Raw genomic sequence first — 23,841 nt, forward strand, 5'->3', positions numbered from 1 at the left:
AGCTGTCACTCCGTTGACCGCTGCGATGGGCAAAGCCTAGCCGGCGAATGCAGCGAGTCGAGAAAAGGTCGGGGCCAAAAACGATACGGGATGATACAGCGGATGGCTGGCGGAGATTACAAGGCTCGCGCAATGTAGCGACTGCCATATTGGTATCGCTAGCAGCTAGCCTGCTAGCGATGGGGCCAGCACATCCACCGCAAAAACCGAAATGCCCTACAGACATCTGAGGCGCTGACAACCAGGATGTAGTCCCCTTCCTCAAAACCCGACAAAAACCCTACAAAACCTGTCGACCGCAGCCGTCTTGTCGCACAACACAACGCCCTTCTATAGTCTGCGGCGCGGCTGAAATCAGTGTCTCGGCCTGCCGGGCACACTTGCCGATTTCACACAGGACTTCCCTCGATGAACAGCTCCGACCCACTGACCAACCGCTACCGCCCACTCAAATCCAGCTACAGCGAAACCCCGGTGCTGGTCATCGACACCGAGGCCGACCCCTTGGAAATCCTCGACGCCGCCCGCCAACGCATCCGCGCCGCCAGCGACCTGCTCGAAACCCTTTATTGCCTGTGCTTCAAACAGGCCGACACCCACGACATTCCCCACATCGTCAGCGCCCTGTACCTGCTGACCCAGGACGGCAACGACCTGCTGGACATTGCCCGACAGCGCCTGCCAAAACTCACCGTCTAAAGACCACCAAAATCCCCTGTAGGAGCGAGCCTGCTCGCGATGAACGATAACGCGGTGCAATGTGGATAAGTCCGTCGGCAACGCCCTATCAAAGCTTCGGCAACGTCCTACAAAAGAAGACACCTTGTCGACTATCGCTGCCTGGCAACGAACATTTACTGTCCCTGCATCGCTGCAAATTCAGCGATCAGGTTTGGTCACCTGAAAACAACACACACATGTGTGCCATCATTCGCGCTGCGGACATCTATGTCCTCGCAGTACATTGTTATGGCGGCTGTGTGTGGGACGCCCTCGGGCGAGCCGATTTGTTGTTTTCGGTTGACCAAGCCTGCGCACAGTCCGCCTCCTATCGTTTGGTCACGGTGCTGGCGGTCACTTAACAACAAACCGAGTACCTCTGATGCCAACTCTTAATCCGTTTCCAAATCGCTACCGCCCACTTCAAACCAACCTCACCGACACCAACCCCCTGATCATCGACACAGAAGCCAACCCCCAAGACATCCTCGAATCCGCTCTCCAGCGCATTCGCGCGTCCAGCGACCTGCTCCGAACCCTGCACTGCCAAACCTTCCTCGAAGGCGACATAGAAGACATCCCGCACATCACCCACGCGCTCTACCTCCTGACACAGGACGGCTGCGACCTGCTCAAAGTCGCCCAGCAACGCATGCTCACCTGGAAAGCGCCAGCCTGACGCTATTCAGCCAACGCGCTAAAGTGAAATTATTCCGGCTGTCTCAATGTAAAACAGCCGGAATAATGGCAGTTAGCATGCATTTCTTTGAGAAATCAGGGCCACTGAAATGGCGTACTCTCCAATATTCGTGTTGAAGGCTGCCCCCTCATTTAAGTGCTATTATTCTGGCAGTTATAGCACCTTAATGAAGGAATATTGGCATATGGCCAAGAAGACAGCTCCACTCTTGCCCGCCGCTTCCAGGCTCCTTTCTGAGTTCGGCGAGCGCCTGAAACTCGCTCGCCTACGCCGCAAGCTCACAGCTAAACAAGTCGCTGAACGGGCGGGCATGTCGCTGATGACATTGCGCTCTCTGGAGTCTGGTGGATCAGGAGTGACCATCGGCGCATACCTGTCTGTGATGCAGGTTCTTGGGCTGGAAAAAGACTTGAGCAAACTCGCGGAAATCGATGAAGTAGGCCGGCAACTGCAGGATGCCCAACTCAAACCCAAGGCCACTTCCACAACAGACTCGAACCGACGAGCTCGCAGAATCAGCGAAGTGAAAAAAACCACTCCAATGCCTGAAAAAGACACTGGAGTGACTGAAAGTACTGCCCACACGACTGATCTGTCCGCTGACTACCCTTTCAACACACACTCACTTTCCAATCTGTTGACCAAGAAAAAAACCAAGTCCACGACAGGTGAGAAATGACCCGAATTGCGGTGTATGCCGACTGGGAATCCTTGAATGGTCCCAGGCGCCTCGGCTTTTTGCATGCCCGAAAAGCTCGCGCCACGGAGGTCTTCGAGTTTGAGTACGACACGGCCGCGCTGGCAGATCCTGAGTTGAACTTCACACCGCTGGACCCTCGAATCGGGCTTTATGAAGGTCGCCAGTTCCCTGGACAACATCAAAACCGCTTTGGCGTGTTCGCTGACTCAAGCCCGGATCGCTGGGGGCAGTTACTGATGAAGCGGCGACTGGAACGCGATGTTCGCGACGGTTTGGCAGCCAAGGGCAGCAAGCTCTACGAATCGGATTTCCTGCTAGGTGTTCATGACCTCTATCGGGTCGGTGCGATTCGCTACAAGCTCAATGACCAAAGCCATTTTCTCGATGGTCGCGAGGGTTTGGCCGCCCCACCTTTCATTGAGTTGCGGGCGCTGGAACAAGCAAGCCGAGCGCTGGAAAATGATCCGGACAACACCTCACTCGACGGTCGCGAATGGCTGAGCATGCTGATCGCACCTGGAGGTTCACTGGGTGGTGCCCGTCCCAAGGCCAGCGTTGCAGATGAACATGGTCACTTATGGATAGCCAAGTTCCCCAGCACCCGCGATGACTATGACATTGGCGCCTGGGAACTGGTGGTGAATGCCTTGGCCAATCATTGTGGCCTGCGAGTCGCAACCGGTATCGCCCGACGCAACGCCAGTGATCAGCATTGCTTCATGGTCAAGCGCTTCGATCGAACGAACCGGGGTGGCCGACTGCACTTTGCCTCGGCCATGACCATGACGGATCGCGTTGATGGTGACGATGCCTCAGTGGGTGCGAGCTACCTTGAGCTGGCCGAAGTACTGATGGAACACGGCTCAGAAACCAATGCTGACCTTCGTGAGTTGTGGTCTCGGATTGTGTTCAACATCCTGGTCTCCAATAGCGATGACCACCTGCGTAACCACGGCTTCATCCTTGATCCCGGCCGGGGATGGCGATTGTCTGTCGCCTATGACATGAACCCGGTGGCCCACGCTGACGGTTTGAAGCTAAACATCACCGATACCGACAATGCACTGGATCTGGAGCTTGCCCGGGAAGTGGCAGGGTATTTCCGGGTCAATCGTGCGGATGCAGAAAGCATCATCGACAGCTTCAAAGAAGTTGTCAGCCAATGGTCCACGCTAGCAGGGGCATTGGGTCTATCAAAACGCGAGCAGGACAATATGGCGCCTGCATTCCGATTAGCGGAGCCTATGCAATGAACCTCGCCCCCAACCTCCCCGACGACCCAACCCTCCACCAGCTCATCCAGCTCCTGCACGAAGAACTCGGCCTTCCCGAGCGCAAAGCCATCAGCCTAAAAACCTCGATCAATTTCGACCTCGGCTGCAACGGCGCCGATGCACAACACCTGATCGAAACGCTGGAAGAGCACTTCACCATCGACTTCGTGGATTTCGACAGTTATCGCTATTTCCAGCCCGACGGCTGTGATGTATTTCTCAAGCGCAAAGCCAAGGGGCGCGGCGACAAGGAACCATTGACCATCGGCATGCTCTACCGAGCTATCAAGGCTCAACGCTGGGACACTGATGAGCTGGAACGCCCGTAACGTTCCCGGCGCATCACGATAAGGACATTGCGTGGACGTACTGATGGGCTTGCTGGCCGCCGTGTTGTGGGGCGGGACGGATTTTCTGGTGGGTTTGAATGCCCGTGCGGTGGGCGTCAAACGCGCCGTGTATTTCGGTCAGGTGCTGGGCTTTGCCATCATGAGCCTGCTGCTGATCGCCTTCCCCATGTTCATTCTGCGGTCGATGGCTGCACCGCTTGATGTCTGGCTGATCGGCGTCGCTGCCGCTGTGCTGACCGTGTCCGGCGCGCTGGCGCTGTCCAAGTCCTTCGCCCTCGGCAAAGCCTCCATTGTGGCGCCGTTGGTGACCTCCTATGGCGTGGTAACCACATTGTTGTCCTGGGCCGGCGGCGAGCAGATCAGCCTGCTCCAGTTACTGTGTATCGCGCTGTGTGTGATTGGCGTGGTTCTCTCCAGCACTCATTCCGATCCGAAGATGCCACACACCACGCAAGCGAGCAGCTCCATCGCTTTTGCACTGCTGGCGGCGGTGTTCTACGGCACCAGTTTCTGGCTGCAAGGTCGTTTTGTACTGCCGATACTCGGGCCGATAACGATGCTCTGGCTCGCGTATCTGGTGGGCCTGATCGTGCTGGTGGCGATCGTGCTCAGGATCGACGACGGTCTGAAAATCCCGCCGCTGAAAAACTGCCTGACATTGACCGGCGCCAGCCTGATGAACCTTGGTGGGTTTTCATCGTTTGCTTGGGGTGCCGCGGCAGGTTCAGTTTCGGTGGTGACGGTAATCAGCACGTTGTCAGGCGGGATTGCGGCGATTCTGGGGTATGTATTTTTCAAGGAACGGCTGGGGAAGGTGCAGGTAGTGGGGGTTGTACTGGTGTTGGTCGGGGCGTTTGTCTTGCACCTTAAAACCTGAACCGACATGCACAAAAAAGCCGCCTCGAAGGGCGGCTTTTTCATTGCATCAAACCAACACTTACAACTTAGGACCCGCAGCCTTGATCGCGTCGCTCACTTCGAACTTCTTGAAGTTCTCGATGAACAGGCCGGCCAGTGCTTTGGCGGCTTCGTCGTAGGCAGATTTGTCAGCCCAGGTGTTGCGTGGGTTCAGCAGGCCAGTTTCAACGCCCGGTACGGCCAGTGGCACGTCGAGGTTGATGGTGTCCAGGTGCTCGGTCTCGGTACCGATCAGGGCGCCGCTCTGGATCGCTGCGATCACCGCACGGGTGGTCGGAATGTTGAAGCGCTTGCCGATGCCGTAGCCACCGCCGGTCCAGCCGGTGTTGACCAGGTAAACCTTGGAGCCGAAACCACGGATGCGCTTGATCAGCAGTTCAGCGTATTCGCCAGCCGGACGCGGGAAGAACGGTGCGCCGAAGCAGGTGGAGAAGGTCGACTTGATGCCGCTGCCCGAACCCATTTCGGTCGAGCCCACCAGAGCGGTGTAGCCGGACAGGAAGTGGTAGGCCGCTTGTTCTTCGTTGAGGATCGACACTGGCGGCAGCACGCCGGTCAGGTCGCAAGTCAGGAAGATCACAGCGTTCGGCTCGCCACCCAGGTTCTTCTCGGAACGCTTGGCAACGTGCTCCAGCGGGTACGCGGCGCGGCTGTTCTGGGTCAGGCTGACATCAGCGTAGTCGGCGTGCTTGGCATCGTCGATGACGACGTTTTCCAGGACTGCACCGTGCTTGATGGCTTTCCAGATAACCGGTTCGTTCTTCTCGGACAGGTCGATGCACTTGGCATAGCAACCGCCTTCGATGTTGAACACCACGCCTTCGCCCCAGCCGTGTTCGTCGTCACCGATCAGGTAACGGCTTTCGTCGGCCGACAGGGTGGTTTTACCAGTGCCGGACAGACCGAAGAACAGGGTCACGTCGCCTTCTTCGCCGATGTTGGCAGCGCAGTGCATAGGTAGCACGTCAGCGGCCGGCAGCAGGAAGTTCTGCACCGAGAACATGGCTTTCTTCATTTCACCGGCGTAACGCATGCCGGCGATCAGCACTTTTTTCTGTGCGAAGTTGAGGATCACGCAACCGTCGGAGTTGGTGCCGTCACGCTCAGGCACGCATTCGAAGTTGGCAACGTTGAGCACTTGCCACTCATCACGGCCAGCCGGGTTGTACTGGGCCGGGTTGATGAACAGGCAACGACCGAACAGGTTCTGCCAGGCAGTCTGGGTGGTCATTTTTACGGCCAGGTAGTGCTCGGAAGCCGCACCTACATGCACGTGGGAAACGAAATGCTCTTGCGCGTTGTTGAACGCCTCAACGCGGTCCCACAGGGCATCGAACTTGTCGGCCGGGAACTTGCGGTTGATCGGGCCCCAGGCGATGGCGCCTGTGGTGCTCGGCTCATCAACGATGAAACGATCGACTGGCGAACGGCCGGTACGGTGACCGGTACGAACAACCAGTGCGCCGGTATCGGCAAGCTCGCCTTCACCGCGGTTGAGGGCTTCTTTAACCAGATCATCAACACTCAGATCGGTGTACACGGCGTTATTGGCTTGCGTCATGAGGTTCCCCGTCGGCCAGTGGCCGAGTGCTCCAAACGTTTTTGTAGTAGAAAGTCGTGCACTACTACCGCGAAAAAAGTGGGCCGGATTATGCCAGAAAAGCCCAAAAAGAGTAGGCCCCTCCTGTCGTAACGGCGTTATTCCGGCGCTAACCAGTGAATTTACCTGCGCTGAACCGTTTTAGTGACGGGTATCTGACGGCGTCTCGACACCCGCTCCGGCGAACAATTGAGTGACATCGGCGGCGTCGAACAGGTACTGCTGATTGCAGAACTGGCAGTCGATTTCGATTTTTCCACCGTGTTCAACTACCAGGTTTTGCGCGTCTTCCATACCCAGACTGACCAGCGCATTAGCCGAACGTTCGCGCGAGCAGCTGCAACGGAAACGCAGTTTTTGCACGTCGAACAGGCGCACTTGCTCTTCGTGGTAGAGACGATGCAGCACGGTTTCGTTGTCCAGGCCCAGCAACTCATCGGCGGTCAACGTACCGCTCAGCGCGGTGAGGTGCTGCCAGCTGGCGGCGCGTTCTTCTTCGTCTTTCAGGCGGTCTGCGGGCAGTTGCTGCAGCAGCATGCCGCGGGCACGACGGCCATCGGCGCAGAGCTTGATGCGCGTACCGATCTGCTGGGACATGACGAAGTAGTTGGTGAAACAGTCGGACAGGGTTTCGCCGTCCAGATCCACAACGCCCTGGTAGCGCTGACCTTGTTTCGGGTCGATGGTCAGGGTCAGCGAACCGTCCGGCATCAGGTCGGCCAGGGTGGCGTCAGGGGCGATGCGGTCGGCTTCGTAACGGGCCAGGCCACGGATGTCGCGCTCGCTGGAGCATTCGATCATCAGCAACGGGATCGGGCCTTCCGAGCGAGCCTGAAGGATCAGCAACCCGTCGAACTTCAAGGTGCCGACCAGCAACGCGGCAGCCGCCATCAGTTCGCCGAGCAGTTGTGCGACCGGTTCCGGATAGGCGTGCTTGGCCAGGACTTCGGCGTAGCTGAGCTCCAGCGAAACCATCTCGCCACGGGTGTCGCTGTCATCGAAGATGAAGCGTTGGGTGAAGTCGTTATCCGGTAGGTCGGTCATAAGTCTGGGTATCTGAAGTGGTGACTAGGTATGGCTTACAGGCCGGCGGCAGTGTGCTGCTTTACGACGAACGGCACATGCACGGCTGGCCAATTACCTCATATGGCTACGAACAGGCGCAATTACAAGTCTTTGCCCGGTTGATGCGATCGGCGGGCCGGTCCAATCATTCGTTGCTGCTGCCACGAAACTTGAACAGATCGCGCCGCTGTTTCTTGCTCGGTTTGCCATCGGTGCTCACGCCCAAGGCACCTGCTTTACGCTCTGCGGCGGCATTTTCGCGCTTGGCAATGCTGGCTTCGGTTTCAGCGTAAAGCGTCTGCGCCTCCGGCGCGCCACGGCGCACGATCGACAGCGCCTGGACCACCACCGTACGCTCCTCGAAACCGGTGCGAATCACGAATTCATCGCCGATGCGTGGCTCTTTGCCAGGCTTGCAGCGCTCGCCCCGGCAATGCACCTTGCCGCTTTCAATCGCCGCTTTGGCCAAGGCACGGGTCTTGTAAAAGCGTGCCGCCCACAACCATTTATCGAGGCGGACTTTGTCGTCCTCTTCGTTTTTTTGTGCCATGGGATTTCCTCATTCTGAAATATTGGTGAACTGTACTACCGTTCTGTCGTACCAAGAATTTCTCCGTCCCGGACTACAATGCTGACATTCCATAACCTCCCCCGCGAGACTGGAAATCCGGGCCGTAGATATCTGTCGCCTTTTAACCATTATTCTGCGTGAATACCGCGAATTCGGCCGCCTGCGGCCACCGCGGTTTCTACCGGTTGAGCAATTTTGAAGACATTTGACCATTTGACCGTTGTCGGTCTGCGCGAGTGGGTGGCGCTTCCGGATCTGGGAGTCGCCGGCCTTCGGGCAAAAATCGACACCGGTGCCAGCACCTCCAGCCTGCATGCCACTGACATCGAGACGTTCGAGCGCGATGGCGAGCAATGGGTGCGCTTCACCGCACACCTGGGCACGGTGGTGCAGTTGCGTCACCGCCGATGCGAAGCGCCGCTGGTGACACGCAAAACCATTAAAAGCTCAAACGGTCACGCGCAGGTGCGATACGTGATCAGCACCACCCTGGCCCTCGGTGATCGGGTCTGGCGGGTCGAGTTCACGCTCGCCTGCCGCAAGTCCATGCGTTATCGCCTGCTACTCGGTTCCAAAGCTTTGATCGACGGCCAGTTGGTGGTCAATCCAGGCATTAAATATGTACAAGACAAGCCGGTGTTCCCGGTATCTACCTTCTCCACAGGTGTTGCATGAAGATCGCTGTGCTGTCGCGGAACCCGCGTCTGTATTCCACCCGTCGCCTGGTTGAAGCCGGTACCGAACGCGGCCACGAAATGGTGGTGGTCGATACCTTGCGCGCCTACATGAACATCGCCAGCCACAAGCCGCAGATCCACTATCGCGGCAAGCCGCTGGAAGGTTTCGACGCCGTGATTCCGCGGATCGGTGCATCGGTCACGTTTTATGGCTGCGCAGTATTGCGCCAGTTCGAAATGATGGGGGTTTTCCCCCTCAACGAATCGGTGGCCATCGCCCGCTCGCGGGACAAACTGCGTTCGCTGCAATTGCTCTCACGTCGCGGAATCGGTTTGCCGGTGACGGGGTTTGCCCACTCACCGGACGACATTCCCGACCTGATCGAAATGGTCAACGGCGCCCCGCTGGTGATCAAGGTGCTGGAAGGTACCCAGGGCATCGGTGTGGTGTTGTGCGAAACCGCCACGGCGGCAGAGTCGGTGATTGAGGCGTTCATGGGTCTCAAGCAGAACATCATGGTCCAGGAGTACATCAAGGAAGCCGGCGGCGCTGACATTCGCTGTTTCGTGGTGGGCGACAAGGTGATTGCGGCGATGAAGCGCCAGGCCAAACCCGGCGAGTTCCGCTCTAACCTGCATCGCGGCGGCAGCGCCAGCCTGATCAAGATCACGCCGGAAGAGCGCATGACCGCATTGCGTGCGGCGAAAGTCATGGGTTTGGCGGTGGCGGGTGTGGATATCCTGCGTTCGAATCACGGGCCGCTGGTGATGGAAGTGAACTCATCGCCGGGGCTTGAGGGGATTGAGACCACCACTGGCAAGAATGTGGCAGGGATCATCATTGAGCATCTTGAGAAGAATGGTGGGCCGAATATGACGCGGACCAAAGGCAAAGGCTGAGACACAACCACCGTGGCGAGGGAAGCTTGCTCCCGCTCGGCTGCGTAGCAGTCGCAAAACGGGAGTCCTTCGGACTCCCGCGGGAACAAGCTCCCTCGCCACACAGCGTTGTGTATGACTCTTAAACCGCATCCCGCGGCAGCATCAGCCCCAACGGCAATCGCACCCGCGCTTCCAGCCCACCACCGGTACGGTTGCGCAGCTCAACATTGCCGCCATGCATGGAAGCAATCCGCTTCACGATCGCCAGCCCCAACCCGGTGCCCTTCCCGCCCCGGGCTCGATCACCACGGGTGAACGGGTTGAAGATTGCTTCAAGTTCCGACGGATCGATCCCTGCGCCACGGTCCATGACGCTAAGCACCACGTACGGCGCAGCGGTGTCACCGGAGACATACGCCGCCACTTCCACGCCACTGCCAGCATGATGCAGCGCGTTGCCGATCAGGTTGTTCAGCAATCGCTTCATCGACACCCGACGCAACGGAAACGGCTGGATAGGCTCCAGGCGCAGGCGCACTTTCTCTTCGTTCTGGTTGTACGGCGCGGCGACTTCGCGGACCAGATCGCTCAGGTCGACCTCTTCCACCGACTCATCGCGACCGTCGCGAATAAACGCCAGGAACTGGTCGAGAATCGCATCCATGTCTTCGATGTCGCGGACCATGTCGTCCGTCAGGTCGTTGCGATCGCCCATCAATTCCAGTGACAGCCGCAAACGGGTCAGTGGTGTACGCAGGTCATGGGACACCCCGGCGAGCATCAGCTCACGCTCGCGACCGGCCTGTTCGACGTCCTCGGCCATTTGGTTGAAGGCGCGATAAACCTCGGTCATTTCACTGGGCGTATCGCTGATCGGCAGGCGCACGCTGCGACCCTGACCGAGTTGCCGTGCGGCGTACACCAGGCGTTTCAAGGGTTGGTTGAGCTGGCTGACGAAAATCCACGCCGAGGCAGTAGAGAGCAAACCAATGGCGAGGAACCAGCCGAGTACGTTCCAGATTTTCTGCCCGCGCAGCGGATGCGGATAAAGCGGCACTTTCAGCCAACCGTCGCCCAGGCTAGGTGCCCGAACCCACAATGCCGGTGGCGAATGCATACGCAATCGGACTTCGGTGTCGTCACCCAACTCGTCCTGCATCTGCCGCTGATAGATTTCGCTGTACGGCCAGTGCTGTTCGCCTTCAGGCACACCCGCACCGACCACACGGATCAGGGTCGCGGCTTCAGCGATCTTGTCACGGTTGTTTTCGTCGGCGGCCCAATAGGCACGCAGCGTCAGGGCGACGCCGTGGCTGTACTGACGGTCCACCAGCACATCCTCGTTCATCAACAGATAAACCAGGGTCAGCGCCTTGGAGAACAGGACGACGATCAACACCAGCCAAAGGGTGCGGGAGAAGAAACTCTGGGGGAACCAAACCGGGGTTTTCATGGGTAACCGTTACACACTTGCAGGAGCGAGCGATGCTCGCATATTGCGGATCGCGAGTCTGCGGGCAAGGCCATCTGACCTGACACCCGCTCGACCCGCTCCTACAAATCACCGATCACTTGGTGGCGGCGCCATCCGGCACGAACACGTAGCCCACGCCCCAGACAGTCTGGATGTAGCGCGGTTTGGACGGATCGGGTTCGATCATCCGGCGCAGACGGGAAATCTGCACATCGATGGAGCGCTCCAGGGCATCCCACTCGCGGCCACGGGCCAGGTTCATCAACTTGTCGCGGGTCAGTGGCTGACGGGCGTTCATCACCAGGGCCTTGAGGACCGCGAACTCACCGGTGGTGAGCATGTGCACCTCTTCGCCGCGCTTGAGTTCGCGGGTGGCCAGGGACAACTCGTAGTCACCGAAGGTCACGCTTTCGTCTTCGCTGCCCGGCGCGCCCGGCACTGGAGCCGACTGACGACGCAGAACCGCTTTGACGCGGGCCATCAGCTCATCCGGGTTGAACGGCTTGGCCAGGTAATCGTCGGCGCCCAGTTCCAGGCCCTTGATCCGGCTCAGCTCATCGCCCTTGGCGGTCAGCATGATGATTGGAATCTGATTGTTCGCGCCACGCAGGCGGCGGCAGGCGGTCAGGCCGTCTTCGCCAGGCAGCATCAGGTCGAGGACGACCAGGTTGAACACTTCGCGCGCCAGCAGGCGATCCATTTGCTCGGTGTTCGGTACGGCGCGGGCGCGATAGCCCTTGCTGACGAAAAAACGCTCCAGCAGGCTGCTAAGGCCCGGATCGTCGTCAACAATAAGAATTTTTTCGCCTTCAGCAATGTTTGCAGTGCTGCTCATTAGATGCTCCTTTGATCTCGGCGCGCATTATGGCGTAGCTGCCGTTATACGCACCGTGTGCATTGTTAGCAGATTTTTCCTTTACCGCCAGAAAACCGGCCATTGACGCCGCAGCCTGCGATGCCCCCGAATGGCTGAACGCTGGTTATAATGCGCGGCCATTTGTGTCAGGCAACATCAGACAGGTACTACGGACAGACGCGATTTATTTTTATGGCGTCAGCAGTAATTGTTCGATTTCACGGGTCAACGCAATGCCTGTTGCCCCAGGCAGCGGCGCTGGCCAGGCCGCTCAACCAGACTCGCCAAGGCCCTAACTCTGCGCCTGCGAGCCTGCTTTCACAATTTGTCAGGTGGTTTTATGGACAGCATCAACAGCCGCATCGCCGAGGAACTCGGCGTACGCCCACAACAGGTCGAAGCGGCCGTCGCGCTACTCGATGAAGGCTCTACCGTTCCCTTCATCGCCCGTTACCGGAAAGAAGTGACCGGCAGCCTCGATGACACCCAGTTGCGTCATCTGGAAGAGCGTCTGCGCTACCTGCGAGAACTCGACGAACGGCGCATCAGCATCCTTGCCAGCATCCAGGAGCAAGGCAAGCTGACGCCGCAACTGGAACGCGACATCAAACTCGCCGACACCAAGACCCGCCTCGAAGACTTGTACCTGCCGTACAAGCAGAAGCGCCGCACCAAGGGCCAGATCGCCCTGGAAGCCGGCCTCGGCGAGTTGGCCGACGGCCTGTTCAACGACCCGACCCTGAGCCCGGAAACCGAAGCCGCCCGCTTCATCGACGCGGAAAAAGGCGTGGCCGATGTGAAGGCTGCCCTCGAAGGCGCCAAGTACATCCTGATGGAACGCTTCGCCGAAGACGCGGGCCTGCTGGACAAGCTGCGCAACTACCTCAAGCAGGAAGCCACCCTCAGTGCCCGCGTGATCGCCGGCAAGGAAGAGGAAGGTGCCAAGTTCCGCGACTATTTCGAACACGACGAACCGCTGAAAAGCATGCCATCGCACCGCGCACTGGCGATTTTCCGTGGCCGTAACGAAGGCATTCTCAGCTCCGCGCTGAAAGTCGGCGATGAGCTGCCGGGCACCATGCACCCGTGCGAAGGCATGATCGGCCAGCAATTCGGCATCCAGAACCAGAACCGCGCCGCCGACAAATGGCTGGGCGAGGTGGTGCGCTGGACCTGGAAGGTCAAGCTCTACACCCACCTGGAAACCGACCTGCTGGGCGAGTTGCGCGATGGCGCGGAGACCGAAGCGATCAACGTCTTCGCCCACAACCTGCACGACCTGCTGCTGTCGGCCCCGGCCGGCCCGCGCGCCACCCTGGGCCTCGACCCGGGCCTGCGCACCGGTTGCAAGGTGGCCGTGGTCGATTCCACCGGCAAGCTGCTGGATCACGCCACGGTTTACCCGCACGTGCCGCACAACAAGTGGGACCAGACCCTCGCGATTCTTGCCGCGCTGTGCGCCAAGCACGCGGTGGACCTGATCGCCATCGGCAACGGCACCGCCAGCCGTGAGACCGATAAGCTCGCCGCAGAACTGATCAAAAAATACCCAGCCATGAAGATGACCAAGGTCATGGTTTCCGAGGCTGGCGCATCGGTTTACTCGGCGTCGGAACTGGCTTCCAAGGAATTCCCGGATCTGGACGTATCGATCCGTGGCGCCGTGTCGATTGCCCGTCGCCTGCAAGATCCGCTGGCCGAACTGGTGAAGATCGATCCGAAATCCATCGGTGTCGGCCAGTACCAGCACGACGTGTCGCAGCTGAAACTGGCGCGCGGCCTGGATGCGGTCGTCGAGGACTGCGTGAACGCCGTCGGTGTGGACGTGAATACCGCTTCCGTGGCGCTGCTGGCGCGGATCTCCGGCCTCAACGCAACGCTGGCGCAGAACATCGTCAGCCACCGCGACGAACACGGCGCGTTCAAAACCCGCGCTGCGCTGAAGAAAGTCGCACGCCTGGGCGAAAAAACTTTCGAACAGGCCGCTGGCTTCTTGCGTGTAATGAACGGCGAAAACCCGCTGGATTCATCGGCGGTTCACCCGGAAGCCTATCCGCTGGTGCAGCGCATCGCCGCTGAAACCGACCGTGACATCCGCTCGCTGATCGGCGACGCCTCGTTCCTCAAGCGCCTCGATCCGAAGAAGTACACCGACGAAACCTTCGGTCTGCCAACCGTGACCGACATCCTGCAAGAGCTGGAAAAGCCTGGCCGCGACCCGCGCCCCGAGTTCAAGACCGCCGAGTTCCAGGAAGGCGTCGAAGACCTCAAGGACCTGCAACTGGGCATGATCCTCGAAGGCGTCGTGACCAACGTGACCAACTTCGGCGCGTTCGTCGACATCGGCGTGCATCAGGACGGTTTGGTGCACATCTCTGCGCTTTCGGAGAAATTCATCAAGGATCCACGCGAAGCGGTCAAGGCCGGTGACGTGGTGAAGGTGAAGGTCATGGAAGTCGACATCCCGCGCAAACGCGTGGGCCTGTCGATGCGCATGAGCGACACGCCGGGCGAGAAAATCGACGGTGCTCGCGGTGCACGTCCGGGGTCGGCGCCACGCCAGTCCCAGAACACCGCACCGCGCAAGGAAACCACGGCGGCGGCCCCGGCCAACAACGCCATGGCTTCGCTGTTCGCCAATGCCAAGCAGTTGAAGAAGCGTTGATGGACGTCCCTGCCGGGTACACCGAAAGCGCGTTTTTCAAGTTGTTGGGCTGCCGCCTGCACAGCCTGGAAACCGGGGTGGCGCAAGTCGCCCTGGTGCTGGAGCCGGAGCTGCGCAATCGCGCGGGAAAACTGCACGGCGGGGCGATGTTCAGTCTGGTGGACATTGCCATGGGGCTGGCCTGTTCCAGCGCCCACGGCTTTGACCAGCACAGCGCGACCATCGAGTGCAAGATCAACTACATCCGCGCCGTCGCCGACGGCGAGGTGATGTGCACGGCGCGGGTGATCCACCCGGGCCGCCGCACACTGGTGGTTGAGGCCGACGTGGTGCAAGGCGACAAATTGGTCGCAAAAGCGCAAGGCACGTTCGCTGTCCTGTAGCTAGTCGTCATCGATTTGAGTTAATTTCGGCGCAATGAACCCTGTAGGAGCTGCCGCTGGCTGCTCCTACAGGTTATTTGTGCGGCTGACCGGCTAGAAAAACCAGGCGAAAACGCCAGTTTCAACTTCACCCTTGTAGACCGTCTTGCCCACCCCCATATTGGGGCGACTGACGCGTGAAGGAATCCAACTTGAGCGAACTTCTCAACCGCCGCCTGGCTCTGCTCGGCGAGCGCGCTAACCTCTCTCTGCTCGAACAGTGCCTTCACGGCATCGAACGTGAATGCCTGCGCGTGACCGGCGAAGGTCGCCTGGCGCAAACGCCGCACCCGGAAGAATTGGGTTCCGCGCTGACCAATGAACAGATCACCACCGACTATTCCGAGTCGCTGCTGGAGTTCATCACCCCGGCCCTGCCCGACCCTGCCGATACGCTGGCGAGCCTGGACAGCATTCACCGCTTTGCCTACAGCAAACTCGGCAACGAGTACCTGTGGAGTCCGTCGATGCCGTGCCCGCTGCCGGCCGAGGAAGACATCCCGATCGCCTATTACGGCACCTCCAATATCGGGCAGCTCAAGTATGTCTACCGCAAGGGCCTGGCCCTGCGTTACGGCAAGACCATGCAGTGCATTGCCGGCATCCACTACAACTTTTCCCTGCCGGAAAAGCTCTGGCCGCTGTTGAAGGAGGCCGAAGGTTTTGTCGGCAGCGACCGCGATTTTCAGTCGTCTTCCTACATCGCACTGATCCGTAACTTCCGCCGCTACAGCTGGCTGCTGATGTACCTGTTCGGCGCATCGCCAGCGCTGGACGCCGGTTTCCTGCGCGGCCGTTCGCACCAGTTGGAACAACTGGATCCGGACACCCTTTACCTGCCATACGCCACCAGCCTGCGCATGAGCGATCTGGGTTACCAGAGCAACGCCCAGGCCGGCCTGACGCCGTGCTACAACGATTTGATCAGCTACACCGACAGTCTGCGCAAAGCGGTGGCCACGCCGTACGCGCCGTACGTCGAAGTCGGCACGCACAAGGACGGTGAGTGGGTTCAGCTCAACACCAACATCCTGCAGATCGAAAACGAGTACTACTCCAACATCCGCCCGAAACGCGTGACCTATTCCGGCGAACGGCCGATCCAGGCGTTGATGGCCCGCGGCATCCAGTACGTGGAAGTCCGCTGCCTGGACATCAATCCGTTTCTGCCGATGGGCATCGATATCACCGAATCGCGCTTCCTCGACGCTTTCCTGCTGTATTGCGCCCTGAACGACAGCCCGCTGCTGACCAACACCAGCTGCGGCAATGCGACCTCGAACTTCCTCAGTGTGGTCAAGGAAGGTCGCCGTCCGGGTCTGCAACTGCAACGCGACGGACAACCGGTCGACCTGAAGGAATGGGCCGGTCAGTTGCTGGAAAACATCGCGCCACTGGCCGCGCTGCTGGATCAGAGCCATGGCGGCGATGCCCACAGCAAGGCGCTGGACGTACAAATGGCCAAGGTCCAGGACCCGTCCCTGACGCCATCGGCCCAGGTGCTGGCGGCGATGGCTGAGCACAAGGAGAGTTTTGCCCAGTTCTCCCTGCGCCAAAGCCAGGCCCATGCCGAGTTTTTCCGCAGCGAGCCGTTGCCGGCTGAGGAACAAGCCAGGTTTGAAGAACGGGCGCGTTCGTCGCTGGCGGAACAGGCTGAGCTGGAACAGAACGAAGTCGGCGATTTCGATGTGTTTGTCGGGTCGTATCAGGCGAGCATTCTGGCGATCAGTAACTGATTGCAGCCCTGTGGCGAGGGAGCGTGCTCCCGTTCGGTTGCCCAGCAGCCGCAAATGGAGTCCTTCGGCCTCCAGCGGGAGCGAGCTCCCTCGCCACAAAAGCGATCTGCATCTACCCTCGCTTAGAATTTTCCGCTCATAAGCTCATTCGAAAAAGTTATTTATTTTCGAATTCTTAGATCATTTAGTCTCCTTTCACGCCGACTCTCGGTCGCCTGACAAGGAGCTTCCCGATGAAACTGACTTTCCCTCTTCGCCTGCTGGCTGCCGCTTCTCTGGCTGCGGCGAGTGTGTTTGCCCAGGCGGCCGACGTTACTGTCGCTTACCAGACCACCGTTGACCCGGCGAAAGTCGCCCAGGCCGACGGCGCTTACGAAAAAGCCACCCAGGCCGACATCAGCTGGCGCAAATTCGATAACGGTGCGGACATCATCGCCGCCATCGCGTCCGGCGACGTGCAGATCGGCTACCTCGGTTCCAGCCCCCTGACGGCTGCCATCACTCGCAAAGTGCCGGTGGAAACGTTTTTGATTGCCACCCAGATCGGTGCCGCTGAAGCATTGGTGGCGCGTGACGGTTCCGGGATCAAGACTCCGCAGGACCTGATCGGCAAGAAAATCGCCGTGCCGTTTGTATCCACCGGCCACTACAGCCTGCTCGCCGCGCTGAAGCACTGGAACATCGATCCCTCGAAAGTCACCGTGCTCAACCTCGCACCGCCAGCAATCATTGCTGCCTGGAAACGCGGCGATATCGATGCCACCTATGTGTGGGACCCCGCGTTGGGTGTCGCCAAGGAAAACGGCAAAGTGCTGATTACTTCCGGTGAGCTGGCCAAGTTCGGCGCGCCAACCTTCGATGCCTGGATCGTGCGCAAAGACTTCGCCGAGAAGCATCCGGAGATCGTCACCGCATTCGCCAAAGTGACCCTGGACGCCTACGCCGATTACCGCAAAGACCCGAACGCCTGGCTCGCCAATCAAAGCAATGTCGACAAACTGGTGAAACTCTCCGGCGCCAAGGCCAGCGATATTCCGCTGCTGCTGCAAGGCAACGTCTACCCGCTGGCGGCTGACCAGGTCACCACCCTCGGCGCGCCGACCACCAAAGCCATCACCGACACCGCCGCGTTCCTCAAGGAACAGGGCAAGGTTGAAGCCGTATTACCGGACTACGCGCCATACGTCAGCGCCAAGTTCATCACCAACTGATCGGGAGTCAACGCAATGGCTTTGCTACAGCTGGAGCGCATCAGCGCACAGTACCCTGGCAGCCCGGAACCGGTGCTGGCGGATATTTCATTGAGTCTGGGGCCCCAGCAGTTGCTGGTCGCCCTCGGCCCGTCCGGCAGTGGCAAGACATCGCTGTTGAACCTGATTGCCGGTTTCGTCGAACCCAGCGCCGGGCGCATCACCCTCGATGGCGTGCCGGTCAAAGGCCCGAGCGCTGAACGTGGCGTGGTGTTCCAGGACGACGCCTTGCTGCCCTGGCAAGATGTGCTGGCCAACGTTGGTTTTGGCTTGGAACTGGCCGGCGTCGCGCGGGAGAAACGTGAACTGCGCGCTAAGGAAATGCTTTCACTGGTTGATCTTTCAGGTTTTGAAAGCCGCCGCATCTGGCAACTCTCCGGTGGTCAGAAGCAGCGTGTTGGCCTGGCCCGCGCCCTCGCCGCCGACCCTCGCGTGCTGCTGATGGACGAACCCTTCGGTGCCCTCGACGCCTTCACTCGCGAACAGATGCAGGAACTGCTGTTGCAAGTGTGGCGGCGTACCGCGAAACCGGTGTTTCTGATTACTCACGACATTGAAGAAGCGGTGTTTCTTGCCACTGACCTGATTTTGTTGGCGCCCAATCCCGGGCAAATCGTCGAACGCCTGAGCCTGGACTTCGGTCAGCGTTACGCCAACGGTGAATCGGCGCGCTCGATCAAGTCTGATCCGCGTTTTATCGAAACCCGCGAACACGTACTCGCCAAAGTGTTCTCCCAACGCAGCGCCGCCCAGCGCCAGGAGCACGCATGAGCAGCTACGAAATTCCCGCGGCCACAGTGAAAACAAACACGACGGCCATTCCAGTCCGCCGCAGTTTGAGCACGCGCTGGATCAGCCTGCTGACCCTGGTCGCATTGGTTGTCATCTGGTGGGCCGTGACGGCGACCGGTTTGATCGAACCGCTGTTCCTGCCGCAACCATCGGCCGTGCTGCAGAAAGGCTGGCTGCTGGCGACCAGCGGCTATATGGATTCAACCCTGTGGCAGCACTTGGGCGCGAGCCTCAGCCGCATCGGTCTTGGCCTCGGTTTCGCGGTGCTGACCGCCGTTCCGGTGGGCATCGCCATCGGCCATAACCGCATCGCTCGCGGCATTCTCGATCCGCTGATCGAGTTTTATCGTCCAATTCCGCCACTGGCCTATCTGCCACTGATCGTGATCTGGTGCGGCATTGGCGAGTTATCGAAAGTGTTGCTGATCTACCTGGCGATTTTCGCCCCGATTGCCATCGCCACCGCCACCGGTGTGCGCACAGTCGACCCGGCCAAATTGCGCGCAGCACAGTCGTTGGGTGCAACGCGGGCGCAGTTGATTCGCCATGTGATTTTGCCGAGTGCGCTGCCGGATATCTTGACTGGCGTGCGCATTGGTTTGGGTGTGGGTTGGTCGACGCTGGTCGCCGCTGAACTGATTGCCGCCACCAGTGGCCTGGGTTTCATGGTGCAGTCGGCCGCGCAGTTCCTGGTCACCGATGTGGTGGTGCTGGGGATTCTGGTGATCGCGCTGATTGCCTTCGCCATGGAGATGGGCCTGCGCAAACTGCAGCGCAAACTGGTGCCGTGGCACGGCCAGGCTCACTAGTACATTTTGATCGCACTGACTACGCCGACACCTCGGCGCCCCGGATTGAAGAGAACCACCATGAGCCACCTGACCATCGTCCCCCTCAGCTTCGCCCTCGGCGCACAGATCAGTGGCGTCGACATCAGCCAGCCACTGAACCTGGAGCATCGCGACGCCATCGAACAAGCGTTGCTCAAGCATCAGGTGCTGTTCTTCCGCGACCAGCCAATCACACCACAGCAACAGGCGCGCTTCGCGGCCAATTTCGGCGATCTGCACATTCACCCGATCTACCCGAATGTGCCGGAACAACCGGAAGTGCTGATCCTCGACACCGCCGTCACCGACGTGCGCGACAATGCGATCTGGCACACCGACGTGACCTTCCTGCCGACCCCGGCCATGGGCGCGGTGCTCAGCGCCAAGCTGTTGCCGGAGTTTGGTGGCGACACGCTGTGGGCCAGCGGCATCGCCGCGTATGAGGCGCTGTCGGCGCCGATGAAAACTTTGCTCGAAGGGCTGACCGCCACTCACGATTTCACTCGTTCGTTTCCGCTGGAACGCTACGGCAACACACCTGAAGCGCTGGCCCAATGGGAAGAAACACGCCGCAAGAACCCACCGCTGTCACACCCGGTGATTCGCACCCATCCAGTGAGCGGGCGCCGCTCACTGTTCGTCAACGAAGGCTTCACCTCGAAGATCAACGAACTGTCGGAAACCGAGAGCGAGGCGATTCTGAAGTTCCTGTTCGCCCACGCCACACGGCCGGAATTCACCATCCGCTGGCGCTGGCAGAAAGACGACATCGCGTTCTGGGACAACCGCGTGACCCAGCATTACGCGGTGGACGATTACCGCCCCGCGCGGCGAGTGATGCAGCGGGCGACGGTGTTGGGGGATGTGCCTTTTTTTCGCTGATCTTTTGTTGCCCATTCTGGCCCCATCGCCAGCAGGCTAGCGCCCACAGGAGGAATGCATTCCAATGTGGGCGCTAGCTAGCCTGCTAGCGGTAGTCATGTAAAAGACGCCGAGTAATACAGCGTCAAACACTTACTCCGCCGTCGAAGGTTTCTCCCAAAGATTGATCCCACCCTCCTGGGCAAACCGGTCAATCTCCGCCAGTTCCTCTGCACTGAAGCTCAGGTTCTTCAACGCCCCGACGTTCTCGATGATTTGCTCTGGCCGGCTCGCACCGATCAGCGCCGAGGTCACCCGCGGGTCACGCAGCGTCCAGGCCAACGCCAGTTGCGCCAGGCTCTGACCGCGACGCTTGGCGATTTCATTGAGCGCACGCACGTGAGCAATGTTGGCATCCGACAAGTGCGACGCCTGCAACGAACCACCGCCCGGACGGTTGACCCGCGCATCCGCCGGCACACCGTTGAGGTATTTGTCGGTCAGCAACCCTTGGGCCAGCGGCGTAAACGCAATCACGCCGGTGCCCAGCTCATCGGTGGTGTCCAACAGGTCTTTTTCCACCCAGCGATTGAGCAGGTTGTAGGCCGGCTGGTGAATCAACAGCGGTACTTTCCATTCCTTGAGCAGCGCGGCGATTTCACGGGTTTTCACCCCGGAATAAGACGAGATGCCGATGTACAACGCCTTGCCCTGCTGCACTGCCGTGGCCAGTGCACTGGCGGTTTCTTCCAGTGGCGTGTCCGGGTCGAAGCGGTGCGAGTAGAAAATATCGACATAGTCCACACCCAGGCGTTGCAGGCTCTGGTCGAGACTGGCCAGCACGTACTTGCGCGAACCACCGCCCTGCCCGTAAGGACCGCGCCACATGTCCCAACCAGCCTTGCTGGAGATGATCAGCTCATCGCGGTACGGCTTGAAGTCTTCCCGCAGCAAACGGCCGAAATTGATCTCGGCACTGCCGTACGGTGGGCCATAGTTGTTGGCCAGGTCGAAATGGTTGATGCCCAGGTCGAACGCCGTGCGCAACAACGCGCGCTGGGTATCGATCGGCGTGCTGTCGCCGAAGTTATGCCACAGGCCCAGGGACAATGCCGGCAGCACCAGACCGCTGCGACCTACGCGGCGGTAAGGGATGGAGTCATAGCGGTTTTCGGCAGCGGTGTAAGTCATCGAATCCTCTCTTGTCTGTCTTGAATCTGGTCTCGACTGCTTCGCCAGTCGTCCAGCATACGCGCAGACAAAAACCAGGAAACCCCGGATTCGACTAATTGCTGAAACGTTTCATATTTCTTTTGCCTAACCTTATTCCGACATTTCGCGCAGGCCGCGATCTTTTGATTTTCATCTGGCTCCCGCAAACACCTCCTCCAACCAATCCACAAACACCCGGACCCGTGGCGACATGTGTCGGTTGTGCGGGTAGAGCACCGAAACCGGCATCGGTGGCGGTGGGGTTTCAGTGAGGATTTCCTTGATCAGTCCCTGGGCGATTTGCGTTTCCATGCGGTAGTGCGGGCACTGGATCAGGCCGAGACCGGCAATCGCCGAGGCGGCGTAGATTTCAGCGCCGAACACTGAAATGGCACCGTCGATTGCCACTTCCATGAGCTCACCGTTCACCATGAATTCGAATGGGAACAATTTGGCGGTGGTGCGCGAAATGTAATTCACCGCGCGATGGTTTTTCAGGTCGTCGAGTTTTTTTGGCTCGCCGTATTTGCGCAGGTACGCGGGACTGGCGCAGGTGATCTGGCGCAGGTTGGCGACACGTTTGCCGACCAGTGTGGAGTCGCTCAACGTACCGGCGCGCAATACGCAATCGATGCCTTCGGTGATGAGGTCGACCTGGCGATCGGCCTCACTGATGGACAACTCAATGTCCGGGTAGCGAGCCATGAATTGCGGCAGGGCCGGGATCACGAAATGCCGGGCCAGGGTGCCGTGCATATCCACCCGCAAGCGGCCCTTCGGTGCCACGCTGCGAAACGCCAGTTCGGCCTCTTCCAGTTCTGCCAGTAATTGCACGCAACGCTGGTAATACGCTTCGCCATCCAGCGTAGGCCGCACTCGGCGCGTGCTGCGTTCCAGCAGGCGGGTGCCGAGCCAGGCTTCGAACTGATTGAGCGTGTGGGTCAGCGTGGCCCGTGGCAGGTTCAGATCATCCGCGGCCTGGGTAAAGCTCGCCCGCTCGTAGATACGCACGAACACTTTCATCGCTTTGACTTGATCCACGGCGGGCACCTGATTGTTGGCGATTCTTGAACAGTCAAGGCAACTCTGGTGCATTTATCGGCCTGAGTAAACATGTGAAATTGGCTTCACACCCCATCACAGGTACTGCGAAATGACTCACCAGACTTCGAAAGTTGCCCTCGTCACCGGCGCCTCACGTGGCATTGGCGCGGACATCGCCAGACAACTCGCCAGCGAAGGTTTCGCCGTCGCCATCAACTACGTCAGTAGCGCCAGCGAAGCGTCGAAACGGGTGGTGGAACTGCGTCAGGCCGGCCATCAAGCCATAGCGATCAAGGCCGATGTGGCCAATGCCGAGGACGTGCGGCGGATGTTCGACGAGGCTGAGACCCAGCTCGGCAAAGTCGATGTGCTGGTGAACAACGCCGGCATTCTCAAGGTGTTGCCGCTGGCGCAGCACAGCGACGAGTTGTTCGAGCAGACCTTCAACATCCACGCCCGTGGCACTTTCAACACCCTGCGCGAAGCGGCCACGCGCCTGAACGACGGTGGCCGGATCATCAATTTCTCCAGCAGCACGGTTGGCCTGAATCTGCCGGGTTATGCGGTGTACATTGCCAGCAAAGCGGCGGTGGAATCGCTGACCCAGGTGTTCGCCAAAGAGATGCGTGGGCGCAACATCACGGTCAATGCAGTGGCTCCCGGGCCGGTGGCGACCGAGCTGTTTTTGCACGGCAAGAGTGAGGAGCAGATTCAGAATTTCGCGAAGATGCCGCCGCTGGAACGCCTGGGTCAGCCAGAGGATATTGCTCGCGTCGTATCCTTTTTGGCCGGGCCTGATTCGGCTTGGGTCAATGGGCAGGTTTTGCGGGTGAATGGCGGGCTGGTTTAACCGGGTTCACACTGAGACCACAGCGCCGCTATCGCGAGCAAGCTCGCGCCCACAAGAATCGCGGTGATCCTTGCTTCGCGATAGCGCCCTGAAAAGCCCTGCATAACTGAAGGGAGGCATACACCATGCACACGACGATCATTATCACCTTCGGCCTGATCCTCCTCGCCCTGATGCTCTACATCGGCGAGAAAATCGGCTTCAGCCGCCAGATCCTGGCCTACAGCTTTATCGTGCTGTGGCTGGCGCTGACGTTGATCAACGGCGCGGTCGGCATCGTGCATGCCGACCAGCCATTGGGAACGGAGCTGGTGGTGGGCAGCGCCGTGTTCGGTATCCCGGTAGCAGCACTGGTGTTGTTCATGGTGATGACCACCGAAGCGTGAAGCTCC

At 59.5% G+C, this 23,841-nt stretch carries 24 protein-coding genes; 17 read left to right on the forward strand and 7 right to left on the reverse strand.

The features are described from left to right. The first annotated feature begins 408 nt into the window (after nt 1–408). The 6 genes from ACNYC6_RS12220 to ACNYC6_RS12245 all read left to right on the forward strand — a co-directional run bounded on the left by ACNYC6_RS12220 (nt 409) and on the right by ACNYC6_RS12245 (nt 4,621). Nucleotides 409–699 (forward strand): hypothetical protein, encoded by a 291-nt coding sequence (locus tag ACNYC6_RS12220; RefSeq protein ID WP_419712502.1) that lies wholly within the window; start codon nt 409–411, stop codon nt 697–699. A 403-nt stretch (nt 700–1,102) separates the two neighbouring features. Beyond that, complete coding sequence (locus ACNYC6_RS12225) at nt 1,103–1,399, forward strand: hypothetical protein (RefSeq protein WP_419712503.1); 297 nt, start codon at nt 1,103–1,105, stop codon at nt 1,397–1,399. Between the two features lie 205 nt (nt 1,400–1,604). Next, entirely contained in the window at nt 1,605–2,099 is a 495-nt protein-coding gene (locus ACNYC6_RS12230; RefSeq protein WP_419712504.1) for a helix-turn-helix domain-containing protein, read from the forward strand. Continuing rightward, nucleotides 2,096–3,373: a type II toxin-antitoxin system HipA family toxin gene (locus ACNYC6_RS12235; RefSeq protein ID WP_419712505.1), complete on the forward strand. Its 1,278-nt coding sequence runs from the start codon at nt 2,096–2,098 to the stop codon at nt 3,371–3,373. The genes ACNYC6_RS12230 and ACNYC6_RS12235 overlap by 4 nt, the downstream gene beginning before the upstream one ends. Beyond that, entirely contained in the window at nt 3,370–3,723 is a 354-nt protein-coding gene (locus ACNYC6_RS12240; RefSeq protein WP_419712506.1) for a DUF1493 family protein, read from the forward strand. Before ACNYC6_RS12235 ends, ACNYC6_RS12240 begins: the two co-directional genes overlap by 4 nt. Nucleotides 3,724–3,766: 43 nt before the next feature. After that, on the forward strand, nt 3,767–4,621 hold the full coding sequence (locus tag ACNYC6_RS12245) for an EamA family transporter (RefSeq protein ID WP_419712957.1): 855 nt from the start codon (nt 3,767–3,769) through the stop codon (nt 4,619–4,621). 60 nt (nt 4,622–4,681) lie between these two features. Here ACNYC6_RS12245 and ACNYC6_RS12250 read toward each other — a convergent pair whose 3' ends face one another. From ACNYC6_RS12250 to ACNYC6_RS12260, 3 genes are all read right to left on the reverse strand, one after another. Then, a complete protein-coding gene (locus ACNYC6_RS12250) occupies nt 4,682–6,223 on the reverse strand; it encodes a phosphoenolpyruvate carboxykinase (protein ID WP_419712507.1) in 1,542 nt (513 codons plus the stop codon). A 180-nt stretch (nt 6,224–6,403) separates the two neighbouring features. Continuing rightward, nucleotides 6,404–7,306, reverse strand: coding sequence for an Hsp33 family molecular chaperone HslO (gene hslO, locus ACNYC6_RS12255; protein WP_419712508.1), 903 nt, complete (start codon nt 7,304–7,306; stop codon nt 6,404–6,406). A gap of 166 nt (nt 7,307–7,472) precedes the next feature. After that, nucleotides 7,473–7,877, reverse strand: a complete 405-nt coding sequence (locus ACNYC6_RS12260; RefSeq protein WP_274075090.1) for an RNA-binding S4 domain-containing protein — start codon at nt 7,875–7,877, stop codon at nt 7,473–7,475. Nucleotides 7,878–8,153: 276 nt separating this feature from the next. Between ACNYC6_RS12260 and ACNYC6_RS12265 the strand changes: the two genes are divergently transcribed. Next, nucleotides 8,154–8,573 (forward strand): ATP-dependent zinc protease, encoded by a 420-nt coding sequence (locus tag ACNYC6_RS12265; protein ID WP_419712958.1) that lies wholly within the window; start codon nt 8,154–8,156, stop codon nt 8,571–8,573. Continuing rightward, a complete protein-coding gene (gene rimK, locus ACNYC6_RS12270; protein WP_007972871.1) occupies nt 8,570–9,475 on the forward strand; it encodes a 30S ribosomal protein S6--L-glutamate ligase in 906 nt (301 codons plus the stop codon). Before ACNYC6_RS12265 ends, rimK begins: the two co-directional genes overlap by 4 nt. 121 nt (nt 9,476–9,596) lie before the next feature. Here rimK and ACNYC6_RS12275 read toward each other — a convergent pair whose 3' ends face one another. Beyond that, on the reverse strand, nt 9,597–10,910 hold the full coding sequence (locus tag ACNYC6_RS12275; RefSeq protein ID WP_419712509.1) for an ATP-binding protein: 1,314 nt from the start codon (nt 10,908–10,910) through the stop codon (nt 9,597–9,599). 115 nt (nt 10,911–11,025) lie between these two features. Next, nucleotides 11,026–11,766, reverse strand: coding sequence for a two-component system response regulator OmpR (gene ompR / locus ACNYC6_RS12280; RefSeq protein WP_020795794.1), 741 nt, complete (start codon nt 11,764–11,766; stop codon nt 11,026–11,028). A gap of 361 nt (nt 11,767–12,127) precedes the next feature. On the opposite strand from ompR, the gene ACNYC6_RS12285 reads away from it, so the two are divergent. The 7 genes from ACNYC6_RS12285 (at nt 12,128) to tauD (ending at nt 20,364) form a co-directional block, all read left to right on the forward strand. After that, complete coding sequence (locus tag ACNYC6_RS12285) at nt 12,128–14,452, forward strand: Tex family protein (protein WP_419712510.1); 2,325 nt, start codon at nt 12,128–12,130, stop codon at nt 14,450–14,452. Next, nucleotides 14,452–14,835 (forward strand): PaaI family thioesterase, encoded by a 384-nt coding sequence (locus tag ACNYC6_RS12290; protein ID WP_419712511.1) that lies wholly within the window; start codon nt 14,452–14,454, stop codon nt 14,833–14,835. The genes ACNYC6_RS12285 and ACNYC6_RS12290 overlap by 1 nt, the downstream gene beginning before the upstream one ends. 191 nt (nt 14,836–15,026) lie before the next feature. Then, a complete protein-coding gene (gene gshA, locus ACNYC6_RS12295) occupies nt 15,027–16,610 on the forward strand; it encodes a glutamate--cysteine ligase (protein ID WP_419712512.1) in 1,584 nt (527 codons plus the stop codon). A 233-nt stretch (nt 16,611–16,843) separates the two neighbouring features. Beyond that, the gene (gene tauA, locus ACNYC6_RS12300; RefSeq protein ID WP_419712513.1) at nt 16,844–17,821 is read left to right on the forward strand and encodes a taurine ABC transporter substrate-binding protein; all 978 of its coding nucleotides are present in this window, start codon (nt 16,844–16,846) and stop codon (nt 17,819–17,821) included. Between the two features lie 15 nt (nt 17,822–17,836). Further along, complete coding sequence (gene tauB, locus ACNYC6_RS12305) at nt 17,837–18,631, forward strand: taurine ABC transporter ATP-binding subunit (protein ID WP_419712514.1); 795 nt, start codon at nt 17,837–17,839, stop codon at nt 18,629–18,631. Further along, nucleotides 18,628–19,461: a taurine ABC transporter permease TauC gene (tauC, locus tag ACNYC6_RS12310; RefSeq protein WP_419712515.1), complete on the forward strand. Its 834-nt coding sequence runs from the start codon at nt 18,628–18,630 to the stop codon at nt 19,459–19,461. The genes tauB and tauC overlap by 4 nt, the downstream gene beginning before the upstream one ends. 60 nt (nt 19,462–19,521) lie before the next feature. After that, nucleotides 19,522–20,364 carry a taurine dioxygenase gene (tauD, locus tag ACNYC6_RS12315; protein ID WP_419712516.1) on the forward strand — a complete coding sequence of 281 codons (843 nt, stop codon included), beginning with the start codon at nt 19,522–19,524 and terminating at the stop codon, nt 20,362–20,364. A gap of 132 nt (nt 20,365–20,496) precedes the next feature. Here the strand turns inward: tauD and mgrA are convergent, their stop codons facing one another. After that, the gene (gene mgrA / locus ACNYC6_RS12320; protein WP_419712517.1) at nt 20,497–21,534 is read right to left on the reverse strand and encodes an L-glyceraldehyde 3-phosphate reductase; all 1,038 of its coding nucleotides are present in this window, start codon (nt 21,532–21,534) and stop codon (nt 20,497–20,499) included. 171 nt (nt 21,535–21,705) lie between these two features. Beyond that, nucleotides 21,706–22,596: a LysR family transcriptional regulator gene (locus ACNYC6_RS12325; RefSeq protein WP_419712518.1), complete on the reverse strand. Its 891-nt coding sequence runs from the start codon at nt 22,594–22,596 to the stop codon at nt 21,706–21,708. A 112-nt stretch (nt 22,597–22,708) separates the two neighbouring features. On the opposite strand from ACNYC6_RS12325, the gene ACNYC6_RS12330 reads away from it, so the two are divergent. Beyond that, on the forward strand, nt 22,709–23,449 hold the full coding sequence (locus tag ACNYC6_RS12330; RefSeq protein WP_419712519.1) for an SDR family oxidoreductase: 741 nt from the start codon (nt 22,709–22,711) through the stop codon (nt 23,447–23,449). A gap of 125 nt (nt 23,450–23,574) precedes the next feature. Then, on the forward strand, nt 23,575–23,835 hold the full coding sequence (locus tag ACNYC6_RS12335) for a hypothetical protein (protein WP_419712520.1): 261 nt from the start codon (nt 23,575–23,577) through the stop codon (nt 23,833–23,835). Nucleotides 23,836–23,841: the final 6 nt, after the last annotated feature.

Source organism: Pseudomonas sp. NFX224 (genome assembly GCF_048565165.1).
GTDB lineage: Bacteria > Pseudomonadota > Gammaproteobacteria > Pseudomonadales > Pseudomonadaceae > Aquipseudomonas.